The sequence below is a fragment of the Nocardia sp. NPDC060259 genome (assembly GCF_042728775.1).
Lineage (GTDB): Bacteria > Actinomycetota > Actinomycetes > Mycobacteriales > Mycobacteriaceae > Nocardia.
Map to the genome: position 1 here is coordinate 1 of NZ_JBHXAY010000021.1, position 14448 is coordinate 14448.

The 14448-nt window shown below is 68.9% G+C and carries 14 protein-coding genes; 6 read left to right on the forward strand and 8 right to left on the reverse strand.

Annotation, left to right across the window (positions count from 1 at the left end):
* Positions 1–35: 35 nt before the first annotated feature.
* Positions 36–689, reverse strand: coding sequence for a response regulator (locus ACFWF2_RS11385; protein ID WP_379033301.1), 654 nt, complete (start codon positions 687–689; stop codon positions 36–38).
* On the reverse strand, positions 686–1672 hold the full coding sequence (locus ACFWF2_RS11390) for a histidine kinase (RefSeq protein ID WP_379307010.1): 987 nt from the start codon (positions 1670–1672) through the stop codon (positions 686–688). The genes ACFWF2_RS11385 and ACFWF2_RS11390 overlap by 4 nt, the downstream gene beginning before the upstream one ends.
* 181 nt (positions 1673–1853) lie before the next feature.
* On the opposite strand from ACFWF2_RS11390, the gene ACFWF2_RS11395 reads away from it, so the two are divergent.
* The 3 genes from ACFWF2_RS11395 to ACFWF2_RS11405 are packed head-to-tail and all read left to right on the forward strand — an operon-like array spanning position 1854 to position 3879.
* Positions 1854–2120: a hypothetical protein gene (locus ACFWF2_RS11395; protein WP_379307012.1), complete on the forward strand. Its 267-nt coding sequence runs from the start codon at positions 1854–1856 to the stop codon at positions 2118–2120.
* Positions 2121–2126: 6 nt separating this feature from the next.
* Positions 2127–2585, forward strand: a complete 459-nt coding sequence (locus ACFWF2_RS11400) for a CBS domain-containing protein (protein WP_379307014.1) — start codon at positions 2127–2129, stop codon at positions 2583–2585.
* Positions 2586–2595: 10 nt separating this feature from the next.
* A complete protein-coding gene (locus ACFWF2_RS11405; protein ID WP_379307016.1) occupies positions 2596–3879 on the forward strand; it encodes an SLC13 family permease in 1284 nt (427 codons plus the stop codon).
* Here the strand turns inward: ACFWF2_RS11405 and hutG are convergent.
* From hutG to ACFWF2_RS11420, 3 genes are read right to left on the reverse strand one after another with little or no spacing between them, the layout of a single operon-like run.
* Complete coding sequence (gene hutG / locus ACFWF2_RS11410) at positions 3870–4808, reverse strand: formimidoylglutamase (protein WP_379307018.1); 939 nt, start codon at positions 4806–4808, stop codon at positions 3870–3872. The genes ACFWF2_RS11405 and hutG overlap by 10 nt on opposite strands.
* A gap of 10 nt (positions 4809–4818) precedes the next feature.
* On the reverse strand, positions 4819–5994 hold the full coding sequence (gene hutI / locus ACFWF2_RS11415; protein ID WP_379307020.1) for an imidazolonepropionase: 1176 nt from the start codon (positions 5992–5994) through the stop codon (positions 4819–4821).
* A 13-nt stretch (positions 5995–6007) separates the two neighbouring features.
* Positions 6008–7441 (reverse strand): purine-cytosine permease family protein, encoded by a 1434-nt coding sequence (locus ACFWF2_RS11420; protein WP_379307022.1) that lies wholly within the window; start codon positions 7439–7441, stop codon positions 6008–6010.
* Positions 7442–7681: 240 nt separating this feature from the next.
* On the opposite strand from ACFWF2_RS11420, the gene ACFWF2_RS11425 reads away from it, so the two are divergent.
* Positions 7682–9088, forward strand: a complete 1407-nt coding sequence (locus ACFWF2_RS11425) for an amino acid permease (RefSeq protein ID WP_379307024.1) — start codon at positions 7682–7684, stop codon at positions 9086–9088.
* 40 nt (positions 9089–9128) lie between these two features.
* The gene (gene hutH, locus ACFWF2_RS11430) at positions 9129–10703 is read left to right on the forward strand and encodes a histidine ammonia-lyase (protein ID WP_379307026.1); all 1575 of its coding nucleotides are present in this window, start codon (positions 9129–9131) and stop codon (positions 10701–10703) included.
* A gap of 49 nt (positions 10704–10752) precedes the next feature.
* On the opposite strand, the gene ACFWF2_RS11435 is transcribed toward hutH, so the two are convergent.
* Complete coding sequence (locus ACFWF2_RS11435; protein WP_379307028.1) at positions 10753–11283, reverse strand: hypothetical protein; 531 nt, start codon at positions 11281–11283, stop codon at positions 10753–10755.
* Positions 11280–11849, reverse strand: a complete 570-nt coding sequence (locus tag ACFWF2_RS11440; RefSeq protein ID WP_379307030.1) for a TetR/AcrR family transcriptional regulator — start codon at positions 11847–11849, stop codon at positions 11280–11282. Before ACFWF2_RS11440 ends, ACFWF2_RS11435 begins: the two co-directional genes overlap by 4 nt.
* Positions 11850–11956: 107 nt before the next feature.
* Between ACFWF2_RS11440 and ACFWF2_RS11445 the strand changes: the two genes are divergently transcribed.
* A complete protein-coding gene (locus ACFWF2_RS11445; RefSeq protein ID WP_379307032.1) occupies positions 11957–12232 on the forward strand; it encodes an NUDIX domain-containing protein in 276 nt (91 codons plus the stop codon).
* Between the two features lie 468 nt (positions 12233–12700).
* On the opposite strand, the gene hutU is transcribed toward ACFWF2_RS11445, so the two are convergent.
* Positions 12701–14380 (reverse strand): urocanate hydratase, encoded by a 1680-nt coding sequence (gene hutU / locus ACFWF2_RS11450; protein WP_379307034.1) that lies wholly within the window; start codon positions 14378–14380, stop codon positions 12701–12703.
* Between the last annotated feature and the right edge of the window lie 68 nt (positions 14381–14448).

Below are 14448 nucleotides of genomic sequence, written 5' to 3' on the forward strand. Positions count from 1 at the left end.
CCCGCAGCCTGCCGGCGCGGGGGCCGTCGGCGTTCTCACGGCTCGATCAACCCCGCGCGGATCGCGTAGCGGGTGAGTTCGAGCCGGTCGCGCAGCCCCAGCTTCTGCAGGATGTTGGCGCGATGCCGGTCGACGGTCTTCGCGCTGATCACCAGCGTGGCGGCGATGTCGCGGGCCGAGTACCCCTCGGCGATCAGCTTGAGCACCTCCTCTTCGCGCGGAGTCAGAATCGCCTCGGGTAAGGCGGAGCCCTGCCTGGCCAGCTGGAGGTAGTCGCGGACCAGGGCGGTGACCGCGCCCGGGTACAGGAACGACTCGCCGCGCATGGTGGCCCGGCACGCCTCGATGAGGTCGCGGTCGGCCACCGATTTGAGCACGTAGCCCGACGCGCCCGCTTTCAGCGATTCGAAGAAGTACTGCTCGTTGTCGTACATCGAGAGCATGAGGATGCGCACGCCGGGCCGGGTGCGGGTGATCTCGCGGGCGGCCTGGATACCGGTCATCCGCGGCATGGCGATGTCGAGGATGACCAGATCGATCCGGTCGCCGGCCAGCGCGGTCACCGCGTCGAATCCGTTGGCCGCCTCGGCGACCACGCGCAGGTCCGGCTCGTTGTCCAGGATCATCCGCAGCCCGCTGCGGACCAGGGCGTGGTCGTCGGCCAGCAGGATCCGGGTCGGCTCGCTCATATCGGTGCTCCGTTCTGCCGCACGGGAATCGCGAGTTCGACCGCGGTGCCGCCCGCGATCGGCGAGGTGATGGTCAGCGTCGCGTCGATGAGCATGGCGCGTTCGCGCATGCCACGGATGCCCGCCCCGTTCTCGAGCACCCCGCCGCGGCCGTTGTCGGACACCCGCAGGATCACCGTGTCCGCGCGCGGTGTGAGTTCCAGCTGCACCTCGTCGGCGCCCGCGTGGCGCAGCACATTGGTCAGGCTCTCCTGCGCGATGCGATAGCAGACGAGTTCGACATCCGGATCGAGCCGGTCGATGTCCGGGTCGAGCCTGCGGTGCACGGGAATGCCCGCGGTGCGGGTGAATTCGTGACACAGCGCGTTGACGGCACTGTGCAGACCGAGGTCTTCGAGCACGTCGGGCCGCAGGCGTGCCGCGATCCCGCGGACCTCGTCGAGGCATCCGCGCACCGTTTCCTGCGCCTCCTCGACCTCCTCGCGCAAGCCTGCGGGCGCACGGTCGAGTACCCGTTTGAGCCGCAGCAGCGCCACGGTCAGGCTCTGCCCGATCTCGTCGTGCAGCTCGCGCGCGATGCGCTGCCGCTCGCCCTCCTGCGCGGCCAGCGCGGTCGCGCCGGCGACGGAGCGTTCGGCCTCGAGCCGGTCGAGCATGGCGTTGAACGTCTCGATCAGGTGGTGGAAGTCGCCGCTCGCGCGCCGGTCCAGCCGGGCGGCCCGGTTGGGTGGGTCGACCCGGCGCATCGAGGCGACGAGTTCGTCGAGCGGGGCGAAGCTGGTGCGCAGGGCGATCGCGTTGGCGGTGAGGATCACCGCGAGCCCGATCACCAGCACCGGCACCTCGGTCAGCCGGACCCTGGCGGAGACCGTAGCGGGGGAGAGCGCCAGGATCAGCGTGCCGAGGGTGAACACGACGCCGTTCAGCAAGCAGACCCGCCAGAACAGAGCCGTCACCGGTGTCCGGGCTGCTAGACGGTTCATACGACCCAGCATGCTGGTGCGCCTGCGCTGTGTCCATGGGGTCCGGCACCCATTCGGCACCCGCCCCGCCTGCCCCTGAACCGGGAGAAATGGGTGTCACGGCCGATGGTGACGACGGCCAGGTCCGCCGAGACTCGATGCGTAAGCGCATTCGATCACGTCTGGAAGGACTCGCTCTCCGATGGACACCGATCGCACGACGATCCCCGGCACCGGCGTGCTGCACAACTTCCGCACCAGCGCAGGCTTCCGCTTCGCGCTGCTGACCGAGTCGACGGGAACCCGCCACCTGCTCACCTACGCCGCGGGCAGCGACGAACCGGCCGCCGATATCGCCCTGACACCAGACGAAGCCGACCAGATCGCCGAACTCCTGCACAGCAGTTCCGTCCGCGACCGGCTCTCCAGGCTCGAGCAGCGCATCGCCCTCCTCGCGGACCGGGGCTGAATCACCATGCGCGCCAAAGACATCGCGATGAATCTGCCGACCGTGCGGCCCATCGACCCGGTGGCCAAGGCGGTGCGGCTGATGGTCGTCAACCGGCTGCCCGGCCTGATCGTCGTCGACGACGCCGACCGGCCCATCGCCGTGCTGCCCGGCACCCAGGTGCTGCGCCTGGTCATTCCCGGCTCCTACCAGAACGATCCGACGCTGGTCCGCACGATCGACGAGGTGCACGCCGACCTGTTCTGGCAGGAACCGGGCAGCCTGACCGTCGGTGACTGCCTGCCCGACGGCGCGGTCTCCCCGGCCACCGTCACCCCGGACGCGACGCTGCTCGAGATCGCGATCCTGATGGCGCGCAAGCACAGTCCGCTCATCGCCGTGGTCGACCGCTCGCGCACCCTGCGCGGCGCGATCACCCTGGAACGGCTGCTGACGAGCCTGGCCGTCGCCGGTCCCGGCGACTGAGGCGGGACCGATGGCCGCAGCCCTCGCCGTGCTGATCTTCGTGGTCGCGTTCTACTTCATCGCCACGGAGAAGGCCGACAAGGTCAAGACCGTGCTGATCGCGGCGGGCCTGATGGCGGTGTTCGGGCTGATCCCCGGCGAGCAGGTGTTCTTCTCCCCGCACGAGGGCATCGACTGGAACGTCATCTTCCTGCTGCTCGGCATGATGATCATCGTCGGCGTCGTCAAGCAGACCGGCCTGTTCGACTACCTGGCGATCTGGTCGGCCAAACGTTCCCGCGGCAACCCGTACCGGCTGATGGTGATGCTCATGCTGATCACCGCGGTGGCCTCGCCGTTCCTCGACAATGTCACCATCATCATGCTGGTGGCGCCGGTGACGGTGGTGGTGTGCCGCAGGCTCGGCCTCGCCGCGCAACCGTTCCTGATCGCCGAGGTGCTGGCCGCCAATATCGGTGGCGCGGCGACGCTGATCGGCGATCCGCCCAACATCATCATCGCCAGCCGCGCCGGCCTGACCTTCAACGACTTCCTGATCCACATGGCGCCGATCGTCGTGCTCACCTTCGCCGTGTTCGTCGTGCTGACCCGGCTGCTGTTCTGCTCGGCACTGCGCACCGAGCCCGGATCGGTCGATGCGGTGCTGGCGCTGCAGGAGCGTCGCGCGATCCGCGATCCGACACTGCTGGTCCGCTCGCTGATCGTGCTCGCCGGGGTGATCGTCGGGTTCTGCCTGCACGGCATCGTGCACGTGTCGCCGTCGGTGATCGCGCTGGTCGGCGCCGGCGCCATGGTGCTGGTCTCCGGGCTCGACATCGGTGACATCCTGCAGGAGGTGGAATGGCCGACCCTGGTGTTCTTCATGGGGTTGTTCGTGATGGTCGCGGGACTGGTCCACACCGGTGTGATCGCCGCGATCGGCACCGCCGCGACCGGGGTGGTCGGGGACAACTACTTCCTCGCCGCCACCGCGCTGGTCTTCGGTTCCGCGCTGCTCGGCGCGTTCGTCGACAACATCCCGTACACGGCGACCATGGCACCGGTGGTCGAGGGCATCGTCGCCGACGCACCCGACCCGGAAACCGGCCGTTCCCTGTGGTGGGCCTTCGCGCTCGGCGCCGACTTCGGTGGCAACGGCACGGCGGTCGCGGCCAGCGCGAACGTCGTCGCCCTCGGTATCGCCGCTCGCGCCGGACAGCGAATCACCTTCTGGCAGTTCACGAAATACGGCATCCTGGTCACCGTTGTCAGCACGACGATGGCCTGGATCTATGTGTGGCTGCGCTACTTCTGACCGTTCGGTTCAGCGGGCACGTGCCGGGTGACAAGGCGGTGGATCAGGCGGGCGGCGGTGCGGGCGGTGCGCTGGTCGATATCGAGGCCGGGGTTGAGCTCGGCGACATCGACCACGGCGAGTGTGCCACTGGCGGTGACCTGATCGCAGACGGCCTGGATCGTCGACAGCGCGACGCCGTAGGCGGCGGGCGCGCTGACGCCGGGAGCGACAGCGGCGGGCAGCACATCGAGATCGATGGTCAGATAAAGCAGATCGATCCCGGCCAGGAAGTCCGCGACGAACGCGGCGACCCTGGCCGGTTCGCAGTCGTCGTCGAGCAGATACCGCACGCCGAACCGGTCGGCGGTGTCGAACAGGGCGGTGGTGTTGCTTGGCTGGCTGATCCCGACCACCGCGTAGCGCACGTCGGGGTCGGCCTCGAGGATCTGCCGGAACGGCGTGCCCGAGCTGGGTACCGGATCGGGGCGCAGGTCGAAATGCGCGTCCAGATTGAGGATTCCGACGATGGTGCCCGGCGTGCGGCGGGCCGCACCCGCCACCCCGAGGTACGTGCCGTAGGCGACTTCGTGCCCGCCACCGAGGACGACCGGGAAGGCGCCGTCGTCCAGCAGGTCCGACACCGTCGCACCGAGCAGGCGCTGACCGTCCTCGAGCCGGTCGTCGGTGACCGCCACGGTGCCCGCGTCGAACGCGCGCAGCGGGGTGCCGAGCGCCATCGGTGACAGCGCGCGGCGCAGCGCCTCCGGCCCCTGCGCCGCACCCCGGCGACCCTTGTTGCGCCGCACCCCTTCATCACTGGCGAAGCCGACGAACACGCACGCACCGGGATCGGCGCCCGGCTCGTACGACGTGACCGCCTGGTGCCAGCGCAGATGCTCGGGCGTGGTGCCGTCGATCCGGCCGGTCCACGAGGATTCGGACATCATCGGGCAGACCTCATTCCGAGTAGGCGAGCAGGCCGCCGCGCCACACCTGGCTGATCAGCGGAACTCCGGGACGGTAGGCCAGATGCAGGTGCGACGGCGCGTCCAGCGCGATCGCGTCGGCCCGCGCACCGGGCCGCAGCGCGCCGATATCGGTGCGGCGCAACGCCTGTGCGCCGCCCGCCGTCGCCGCCCAGACCGCTTCGTCGGGCGTCATGCGCAGGTCACGGACCGCCAGGGCGATACAGAACGGCAGGCTCGTCGTGTAGCTCGTGCCGGGATTGCAGTCGGCGCCCAGCGCCACGGTGACGCCTGCGTCGAGCAGTGCCCGCGCGTCGGGATAGCTGTTGCGGGTGCAGAAGTCGGCGCCGGGCAACAGCGTGGCCACGGTCTCGCTGCCCGCCAGCGCGTCGATATCGGCGGCGCTCACATGCGCGACGTGATCGACCGACGCGGCGCCCAGCTCCACCGCGAGCTGCACACCGGGTCCCTGATGCAGCTGATTGCCGTGCACGCGCGGCACCAGACCGTGCTCGATGCCCGCCGAGAGCACCGCGTGTGCCTGCTCGCGGTCGAATGCGCCCTGCTCACAGAACACATCGATCCACCGGGCGTGCGGCGCGCACCGTGGGATCATCTCGGCGCACACCATCGCCACGTAGTCGTCGGCGCGCCCTGCGTACTCCGGCGGCGGCACATGCGCGGCGAGCAGGGTCACCTCGTCGGTGAACCGGCCCGCGATCACGACGCTGCGCAGTTCGTCGGCGACGGTCTGGCCGTAGCCGCTCTTGCATTCGACCGTCGTGCTGCCCGCGCGCAGGGACTCGTCCATGAGCCGCCGCACAGTCGCCGCGAGTTGCTCGTCGGTCGCCGCGCGGGTGGCCTCGATGGTGGTGCGAATACCTCCGGCCCCGTAGGGGCGCCCGGCCATCCTGGCCGCGAACTCCTCGGCGCGATCACCGGCGAACACCAGGTGCGAGTGGGTCTCGACGAATCCCGGCAGTACCGCCCGCCCGCCGAGGTCGACGCCGGTGTCGGCGGCGGGCGCGTCGGCGCTGTCGCCGACCCAGACGACGGTGTCGCCGTCGAAGACGACGGCGGCGTCGCGCCGGATGCCGAGCGGACCGTCGCCAAGGGCGGGATCGTTGGTGACGAGGGTGCCGATATCGGTCAGTGCGGTGGTGGGCACTGGGGGAGTCCTCCTAGCTGCGGGTGTCGACCATCTCGGTGTGCGTGGGGTAGATCATCCGCGTGGGCGGGTCGGCCGTGCGGCGCGCGATCGGGTAGTAGATCGCGCCGGTGAACACGATGCCGACGAGCCAGGAGATATCGGCGCCGCCGAGCAGGTGCGTGATCGGACCGGTGTAGAGCTTCTGCGCGAGGAACGGGATCTGGGCGAGGACGCCGAGGCCGTAGCAGAGCAACGCTGGCACGTTCCACGCCCCGTAGCGCCCGTTCGGATCGTAGAGCGCGGGCAGGTCGACCCGTTCCTTCGAAATCAGGTAGTAGTCGATCAGATTGATCGCGCTCCACGGCGTGAACACCATGAGCAGCACCAGCACGAAGTTCTTGAAGTTGTTCAGGAAGTCCGCGCTCGCGGCGAGCGCGATCACCATCGAGACGCCGACGAAGCCGACGATGTACAGGGTGCGAGCGCGGGTGGAGATCTGCGAGCGGCCGTCGAACGCGGTCACGGTGGTCAGGATCGACATGAACCCGCCGTAGGCGTTGAGCACGTTCACCGTCAGCTTGCCCACCACGATCACCAGATACACGCAGAACGCGAGGAGGGCGGGCCCGGCCAGCTCGCCGAGGAACCCGACTTGATCGGCGAGGAAAGCCTTGCCCGCGACCGCGGCCACCAGCGCGCCGAGGGTCATCGACCACTGCGAGCCGAGCACGCTGCCCAGGAACGTCGACCAGAACGTGGTGCGCTCGCTGGTGCTGCGCGGCAGGTACCGGGAGTAGTCGGCGACGTACGGGCCGAAGGTCAGCTGCCAGCCCGCGCCGAGGGAGATCGCGAGCAGGAAGGTCGCCGCGTCGAACCCGATCACGCCGACGAAATCGCCGACCGGATACTCGGCGAACAGCCGGACCGTCAGATACGTGAACCCGACGATGCCGATCACCGTCGCGACCCGCCCGACGACATGGATCAGCCGATACCCGGTGACCGCGACGAACGCGGTGAGCGCACCGAAGATCACGATGCCGATCACCGGATTCTCGACATGCAGCATGTTGTTCACCGCCTGCCCGGCCAGCACGGTGCCGGTCGCGGCGAAGCCGAGGTACATCAGGATCACCAGCACCAGCGGGACCACCGCGCCCTTGACCCCGAACTGGGCCCGGCTGGAGATCATCTGCGGCAGGCCCATGCGCGGTCCCTGCGCCGAGTGCAGCGCCATCACGACTCCGCCGAAGACATTGCCCAGCAGCAGGCCGATGATCGCCCACAGCGCGTCGGCGCCGAACACCACCGCGAGCGCGCCGTCCACGACCGCCGTGATCTGCATATTCGCCCCGAACCACAGCGTGAACTGGCTGCGCGGTGTGCCGTGCCGTTCGCTGTCGGGGACGACGTCGATGGTGCGGCGTTCGGGCGTGAGGAGGTCCTCGGAGCCGGTCGTTGTCATAGCGGCCTGTCTTTCTGCGGTGACGCCGTCGACCCGAGCATGTGCGCTGGGTCACGTTCGATATGTATATGCCTGTATAGACAGGTACGTCAAGCGCTAGGCTCCCGGTCGACCACGCCGTGCATTGACACGGCTGTATATACAGGTTTATACATGTACCGGTCGCTGTGACCGGCCCCACAGGCGAATCCATCGGGTGATCACCCGCTCCGTGCGCCTTTCCGATCCCGGGAGAATGGTTTGAACAAGCCCGTTGCTGTGCTGACGCGCGGACTCACCGCGCGCCACATCCGTTTCATCGCGCTCGGCTCGGCCATCGGCACCGGCCTGTTCTACGGCTCGGCGGAGGCGATCCACCGCGCGGGCCCTTCGGTGCTGCTGGCGTACCTGATCGGCGGCGCCGCGATCTATATCGTGCTGCGCGCCCTGGGCGAGATGGCGGTCGGCAACCCGGTCTCGGGTTCGTTCGGCGAATACGCCAGCAAGCACCTCGGTCCGCTGCCCGGCTTCCTGACCGGCTGGACCTACACCTTCGAGATGCTCATCGTCTGCCTCGCCGACGTCACCGCGTTCGGCGTCTACATGGGCTTCTGGTTCCCCGACGTGCCCCGCTGGATCTGGGTGCTGTCGATCATCTTCTTCATCGGCGCCGTCAACCTGCTCAGCGTGAAGGTGTTCGGCGAGGTCGAGTTCTGGTTCAGCCTGGTCAAGATCGTCGCCATCGTCGCGATGATCGCCGGCGGCATCGCCATCCTGATCTTCGGCTTCGGCATCCACGACACCAGCGGCAGCGTGCAGAATCTGTGGACCGACGGCGGCTTCTTCCCGACCGGCTTCGGCGGCTTCGTCGCCTGCTTCGCCATCGTGATGTTCGCCTTCGGCGGCACCGAGATCATCGGCATCACCGCGGGAGAGGCCGAGGACCCGCAGCGCACGATCCCGCGCGCGATCAACACCGTGCCCATCCGGATCATCCTGTTCTACGTACTCACCCTCGCGGTGATCATGGCGATCAACCCGTGGCAGAGCATCGGCGACGAGGGCAGCCCGTTCGTGCAGATCTTCCAGAGCCTTGGCCTCGGTCCCGCGGCGGCGGTGCTCAACGTCGTCGTGATCACCGCGGCGCTGTCGGCCATCAACAGCGACATCTTCGGCGCGGGGCGGATGATGTATGGCATGGCCCAGCGTGGTCAGGCGCCCGCGGTGATGCAGCGGGTCTCGCGCAACGGCGTGCCGTGGATGACGGTGGTCGTCATGACCGTCACCCTGCTGGTCGGCGTGCTGCTGAACTACCTGATCCCGGACAAGGTGTTCCTGGTGATCGCCTCGATCGCCACCTTCGCGACCATCTTCGTCTGGCTGATGATCCTGTTCTCGCAGTACCGCTCGCGACAGCGGATGTCGGCGCAGCAGGTCGCCGCGCTGAAGTTCCCGGTGCCGTTCTGGCCGTACGGGCAGCTGATCACCATCGGTTTCCTGGTGTTCGTGATCGCGGTGATCGCCTTCGACGCCGACAGCAGGGTGGCGCTGGTCGTCGGCGCGGTGTGGCTGGCGCTGCTGTGCGTGGCCTACCGCCTGTGGGTGCGCCCCGTTCCGGCCGAGCCCGAAGCGGTTCCCGCGCCGGAACCCGTCGCCGATATCGCCTGAAAGTTTTTGTCCCGCACAGAGTTCGGAATGGAGAAGCATAGTGAGCATCGACTCGGACCGGTCCGCGCCGGTCACCGTGGAACCGGTCGTCGTCGGCACGGGTCCGGTGGCGCCGCAGGACGTGGTGCGGGTGGCCAGGGACGGCGCCGCGGTGCGGCTGTCCGACGCGGCGCTCGCGGCGATGGGGGAGAGCAGGCGGCGGATCGAGGCGCTGGCGGCCGACCCGAAGCCGGTGTACGGCGTGTCCACCGGGTTCGGCGCGCTGGCCGTCCGCCACATTCCGCTCGAACTACGTAAGCAGTTGCAGCGCAGCCTGATTCGCTCGCATGCGGCGGGTTCGGGTGCCGAGGTGGAGCGGGAGGTGGTGCGCGCGCTGATGCTGCTGCGCCTGTCGACCCTGGCCACCGGCCGGACCGGCGTGCGGCCGGTCGTCGCGCAGACCTATGCCGCGCTGCTGTCGGCGGGGATCACGCCGGTGGTCTACGAGTACGGCAGCCTCGGCTGTTCCGGCGACCTCGCGCCGCTGGCCCACGTCGCGCTGGCCGTCCTCGGTGAGGGCACGGTCCGCGACGCCGACGGCGCCTTGCTGCCCGCCGCGGAGGCGCTGGCAGCCGCGGGCATCGCCCCGGTCGAGCTGGCGGAGAAGGAAGGCCTGGCGCTGATCAACGGCACCGACGGCATGCTCGGCATGCTGGTGCTCGCCTGCCACGACCTGCGCGATCTGCTGCGCCTGGCCGATGTGACCGCGGCCATGAGCGTGGAGGGCCTGCTCGGCACCGACAAGGTCTTCGCCGCCGACCTGCAGGCCCTGCGCCCCCAGCCCGGCCAGGCGATCGCCGCCGCCAATATGACCCGTCTGCTCGCCGATTCGGCGATCGTGGCCAGTCACGCGACCCCTGACTGCACCGTCGTCCAGGACGCTTACTCGCTGCGCTGCGCACCGCAGGTGGCGGGCGGCGCCCGCGACACCCTCGCCCACGCCGAACGCGTCGCGGGCTACGAGCTGGCGTCGGCTGTCGACAATCCCGTGGTCACGCTCGACGGCCGGGTCGAGTCCAACGGCAATTTCCACGGCGCCCCCGTGGCCTATGTGCTGGACTTCCTCGCCATCGTCGTCGCCGATGTCGCCAGCATCAGCGAACGCCGCACGGACCGCTTCCTGGACAAGGCCCGCAACCACGGCCTGCCCCCGTTCCTCGCCGACGACCCCGGCGTCGACAGCGGCCACATGATCGCCCAGTACACCCAGGCCGCGATCGTCTCCGAGCTCAAGCGCCTCGCCGCGCCCGCCTCGGCCGACTCGATCCCGTCCTCGGCGATGCAGGAGGACCACGTCTCGATGGGCTGGTCGGCGGCCCGCAAGCTCCGCCGCTCCATCGACGGTCTCACCCGGGTTCTCGCGATCGAGGCACTGACCGCCGCCCGTGCCCTCGACCTGCGTGCCCCGCTGACTCCGGCCCCGGCGACGGCGGCCGTCCGCGATGTTCTGCGCGCGCACGTCGACGGCCCAGGCCCCGACCGCTATCTCGCCCCCGAGATCGACGCGGCAGTCCGCCTCGCCGCTTCCGGTGCCCTTCTCGCCGGTGCCGAATCGGTGGTCGGTCCGCTGGGCTGACTCTGACGGTGCCCCTGCCGAAATCGGCAGGGGCAGCGTTGTTTTCGGATCAGCGACTCGCTTCTTCCGGAAGCAAGTGCGCGAGCAGCAGTTTGATCAGCAGTACCGGCGCGAACCAGGCCACCTCGGCTGGGACGGTGAGTACGCCGGTTACCCACAGCAGTGCGAAGGCCGTGACGGCGAAGGCGGTCGGCCTGCGCAACGTGGCGGGGGCGGCGGTCACGATGAGCGCTCCGCCCAACGCCAGTGCATAGATGGTGACGGCGGCGGTCCAGCTGAACGCGGGCACCACCCAGGCCAGCAGGAACGGCTGGATGTGGATCGCGACGAAGCCCAGATGGTGGACCGCCGTGCGTCCCGGCCGGTGATACCAGCGCTTGGCCGAACCCATCGCGTTGACGACGGATCCACCGAACAGATCGAACGCCAGCACCGCGATCACCGCGACAACCGGCCACGAGTGCTGCGCCCGGATGGCCAGCGCCGCGGCACCGGCCGCGCCGCCGATCGCGACGGTGAAGCCGAGGGTGACCTCGGCCCTGGTCGCACCCGGCGCGATCAGCCGATCGGTGAGTGTCATCGCCGGATCCCTTCCACGCAGACCCGCAGGACCGGCTCGGTGAGATCCGGCAGCGACAGCTCCGGGTCCACCAATGTCTGGATGAGACATCCCTCGATGGCCCCGATGATCACCGCCGCATGCCGCTCATCGATCCCGTCGCGCAGCGTGCCCTCGGCATCGGCCGCACGCAGCAATGCGGTGACAGCCGCACGATATTCGCGATAGATCGCGACCATATCGATGGGCGGTTTCGCGGCCCACACATCAAGCAGGACGCGCGCGTGATCGGGATATTCGGCCAGCATCGCCAGCGCGCCACGGATCAACCGCTCCAAACGCTCGAGCGCAGGCCCCTCACCCATCTCGTCGAGCACCCGCGCCGACCGCAGCGCGTAGCTCTCGAAAACTCCGGCTAGCAGCGAATCCCGACTCGGAAAGTACAGATAGACACTGCCTTTGGCGATCCCCGCCTCGGCAGCCACATCCTCGATCCGCGCAGCGGAGAAACCTTTACGAGCGAACACGGCAGCCGCGGCGAGCAGGATTTCCTCCTGCCGCGCGGCACGATCGACAATCTTCGGCATGGATCTATTATGCCTGACTGGTCAGTCATAATAAACCCTGTTCCGGGATTCGGGTCCTCAGGCAATCTGGATAGGGCTTCTCGCTCGTCGACAGAACAGGAGTCCCCATGCCTCCACCGACCGAACACCCTGAACCGACTGTGCGGCACTCGATTCGCCTGGTAATGCTGGACCAGCACGACCGGCTGCTGCTGTTCTCCGGCATCGACGAAACCGACGGCCACCCCTTCTGGTACCCGATCGGCGGCGGCTGCGAAGAAGGTGAGACCGCCCAGCAGACAGCCGCCCGCGAAGCGAGGGAGGAGACCGGCCTCACCGACCTCGTCGTAGGCCCCGAACTCTGGCGCCGCCGCGCCTTCGCCACCTGGGGCGGCGTCACCTAAGACTGCCGCGAACGCTACTTCCTGGTCCGCGTAGCCGCCTTCGACATCGACACTTCAGGCTTCACCGCCGTCGAACGCGCCACCGTCACCGGCCACCGCTGGTGGACCCTGGCCGGCCTCACCGAGAACCCCGACCGCGTGGCCCCCGGCGAGCTGATCAGCCGACTGGCGGACCTCTTGCTGAAAGGCCCACCCGCTGAACCGATCACCCTTGGCGCCTAGGTGTGAGAGCGCACCGGCCGAAGCTGACGCGTTGCTCCGCTCCCTCGGTGTCACACGCTCGGCGGCCACGTCCGCGATGCTCCGATTCCGTTCCGAGCCGCTGCGCAGTCTCGATGAGTACGTGTGGGAACCCGGTAGTCACACCCGCTCGCGGTAAGGCATCGACCATGGCTGGGCGTGAGTCGTCGTGGCGGCTACTGTGACCGGTCCGCCGCCCGCACCGAGCGGTACGGGCGGCGGAGGGGATCAGTTCTCCTGCATGGGGATTCGCACCCCGCGCTCCCGGGCGACGTCGGCTGCGTGCTCGTAGCCGGCGTCGACGTGGCGGATGACGCCCATGCCGGGGTCGTTGGTGAGGACCCGCTCGAGCTTCTGGGCGGCCAGGGGAGTGCCGTCGGCGATGCAGACCTGGCCCGCGTGGATGGAGCGGCCCATGCCGACGCCGCCGCCGTGGTGGATCGAGACCCAGGAGGCGCCGGAGGCGGTGTTGAGCAGAGCGTTGAGCAGGGGCCAGTCGGCGACGGCGTCGGAGCCGTCGGCCATGGCCTCGGTTTCGCGGTAGGGGGAGGCCACCGAGCCGGAGTCGAGGTGATCGCGGCCGATGGCCAGTGGCGCGGACAGCTCGCCGGAGGCGACCATCTCGTTGAATTTCAGGCCGGCGCGGTGGCGTTCGCCGTAGCCGAGCCAGCAGATGCGGGCGGGCAGGCCCTCGAACTGCACCTTCTCGCCCGCCATGGTGATCCAGCGCTTGAGGTGCTCGTTCTCGGGGAACAGCTCCATGATCGCGCGATCGGTGGCGGCGATGTCCTTCGGGTCGCCCGAGAGGGCCGCCCAGCGGAACGGGCCGAGGCCCTCCTCGAACAGCGGGCGGATGTAGGCGGGCACGAAACCGGGGAACGCGAAAGCCCGGTCGTAGCCGCCCTTTCGGGCCTCGTCACGAATCGAGTTGCCGTAGTCGAACACCTCGGCACCCTTGTCGAGGAACCCGACCATCGCCTCGACGTGCTTGGCCATCGACGCCTGTGCCTCGGTGGTGAACCACGCCGGGTCCTTCTCGGCGAGGGTGTGCCAATCCTCGAGCGCGACACCGATCGGCAGGTAGGACAGCGGATCATGCGCCGAGGTCTGGTCGGTGACGATATCGATCGGCGCGTCCATGGCCAGCAGCTGCGGGAACACTTCGGCGGCATTGCCGACAAGGCCGATCGACAGCGCGCGGCGTTCGTCGCGCGCCGCGATCGCGAGATCCAGTGCCTCCTGCAAGGATTCGGCCTTCGTATCGAGGTAGCCGTGCGCGATCCGCCGATCGATGCGCGCCGGATCGCAGTCGACGCACAGCGCGACGCCCTCGTTCATCGTCACCGCCAGCGGCTGCGCGCCACCCATCCCGCCCACACCCGCGGTGAGCGTGATGGTGCCTGCCAGGGTGCCACCGAAACGCTTGCGCGCCACCGCGCCGAAGGTCTCGTAGGTGCCCTGCAGAATGCCCTGGCTGCCGATGTAGATCCACGATCCCGCGGTCATCTGGCCGTACATCATCAGCCCGAGCTGCTCGAGCTTGCGGAAGTCTTCCCAGTTCGCCCAGTCGCCGACCAGATTGGAGTTGGCCAGCAGCACGCGCGGCGCCCACTCGCTGGTACGGAACACGCCGACCGGCTTGCCCGACTGCACCAGCAGCGTCTCGTCGGCGGCCAGGGTCTCCAGGGTTCGCACGATCGCGTCGAACGCCGCCCAGCTGCGCACGGCACGGCCGGTGCCGCCGTAGACGACCAGATCGTCGGGACGCTCGGCGACCTCGGGATCGAGGTTGTTCATCAGCATCCGCAGGGCGCCCTCCTGCTGCCAGCCCAGCGTGTGCAGCTGCGATCCGCGCGGGGCGGACACGGGCCGGGGGCCGGAAGGTGGCGGGGTGGCGGCGTCGGTCATCGGTTCACTCCTCGAAAAGACGGCTGTGTCCTGGGTCACTGGAATCCAGACTAGTGGTATAGTCCTGT

Coding starts and splice junctions, on each gene's coding strand:
- ACFWF2_RS11385 (WP_379033301.1), bottom strand. CDS start 689: ATGAGCGAGCCGACCCGGATCCTGCTGGCCGACGACCACGCCCTGGTC.
- ACFWF2_RS11390 (WP_379307010.1), bottom strand. CDS start 1,672: ATGAACCGTCTAGCAGCCCGGACACCGGTGACGGCTCTGTTCTGGCGG.
- ACFWF2_RS11395 (WP_379307012.1), top strand. CDS start 1,854: ATGGACACCGATCGCACGACGATCCCCGGCACCGGCGTGCTGCACAAC.
- ACFWF2_RS11400 (WP_379307014.1), top strand. CDS start 2,127: ATGCGCGCCAAAGACATCGCGATGAATCTGCCGACCGTGCGGCCCATC.
- ACFWF2_RS11405 (WP_379307016.1), top strand. CDS start 2,596: ATGGCCGCAGCCCTCGCCGTGCTGATCTTCGTGGTCGCGTTCTACTTC.
- hutG (WP_379307018.1), bottom strand. CDS start 4,808: ATGATGTCCGAATCCTCGTGGACCGGCCGGATCGACGGCACCACGCCC.
- ACFWF2_RS11420 (WP_379307022.1), bottom strand. CDS start 7,441: ATGACAACGACCGGCTCCGAGGACCTCCTCACGCCCGAACGCCGCACC.
- ACFWF2_RS11435 (WP_379307028.1), bottom strand. CDS start 11,283: ATGACACTCACCGATCGGCTGATCGCGCCGGGTGCGACCAGGGCCGAG.
- ACFWF2_RS11440 (WP_379307030.1), bottom strand. CDS start 11,849: ATGCCGAAGATTGTCGATCGTGCCGCGCGGCAGGAGGAAATCCTGCTC.
- ACFWF2_RS11445 (WP_379307032.1), top strand. CDS start 11,957: ATGCCTCCACCGACCGAACACCCTGAACCGACTGTGCGGCACTCGATT.
- hutU (WP_379307034.1), bottom strand. CDS start 14,380: ATGACCGACGCCGCCACCCCGCCACCTTCCGGCCCCCGGCCCGTGTCC.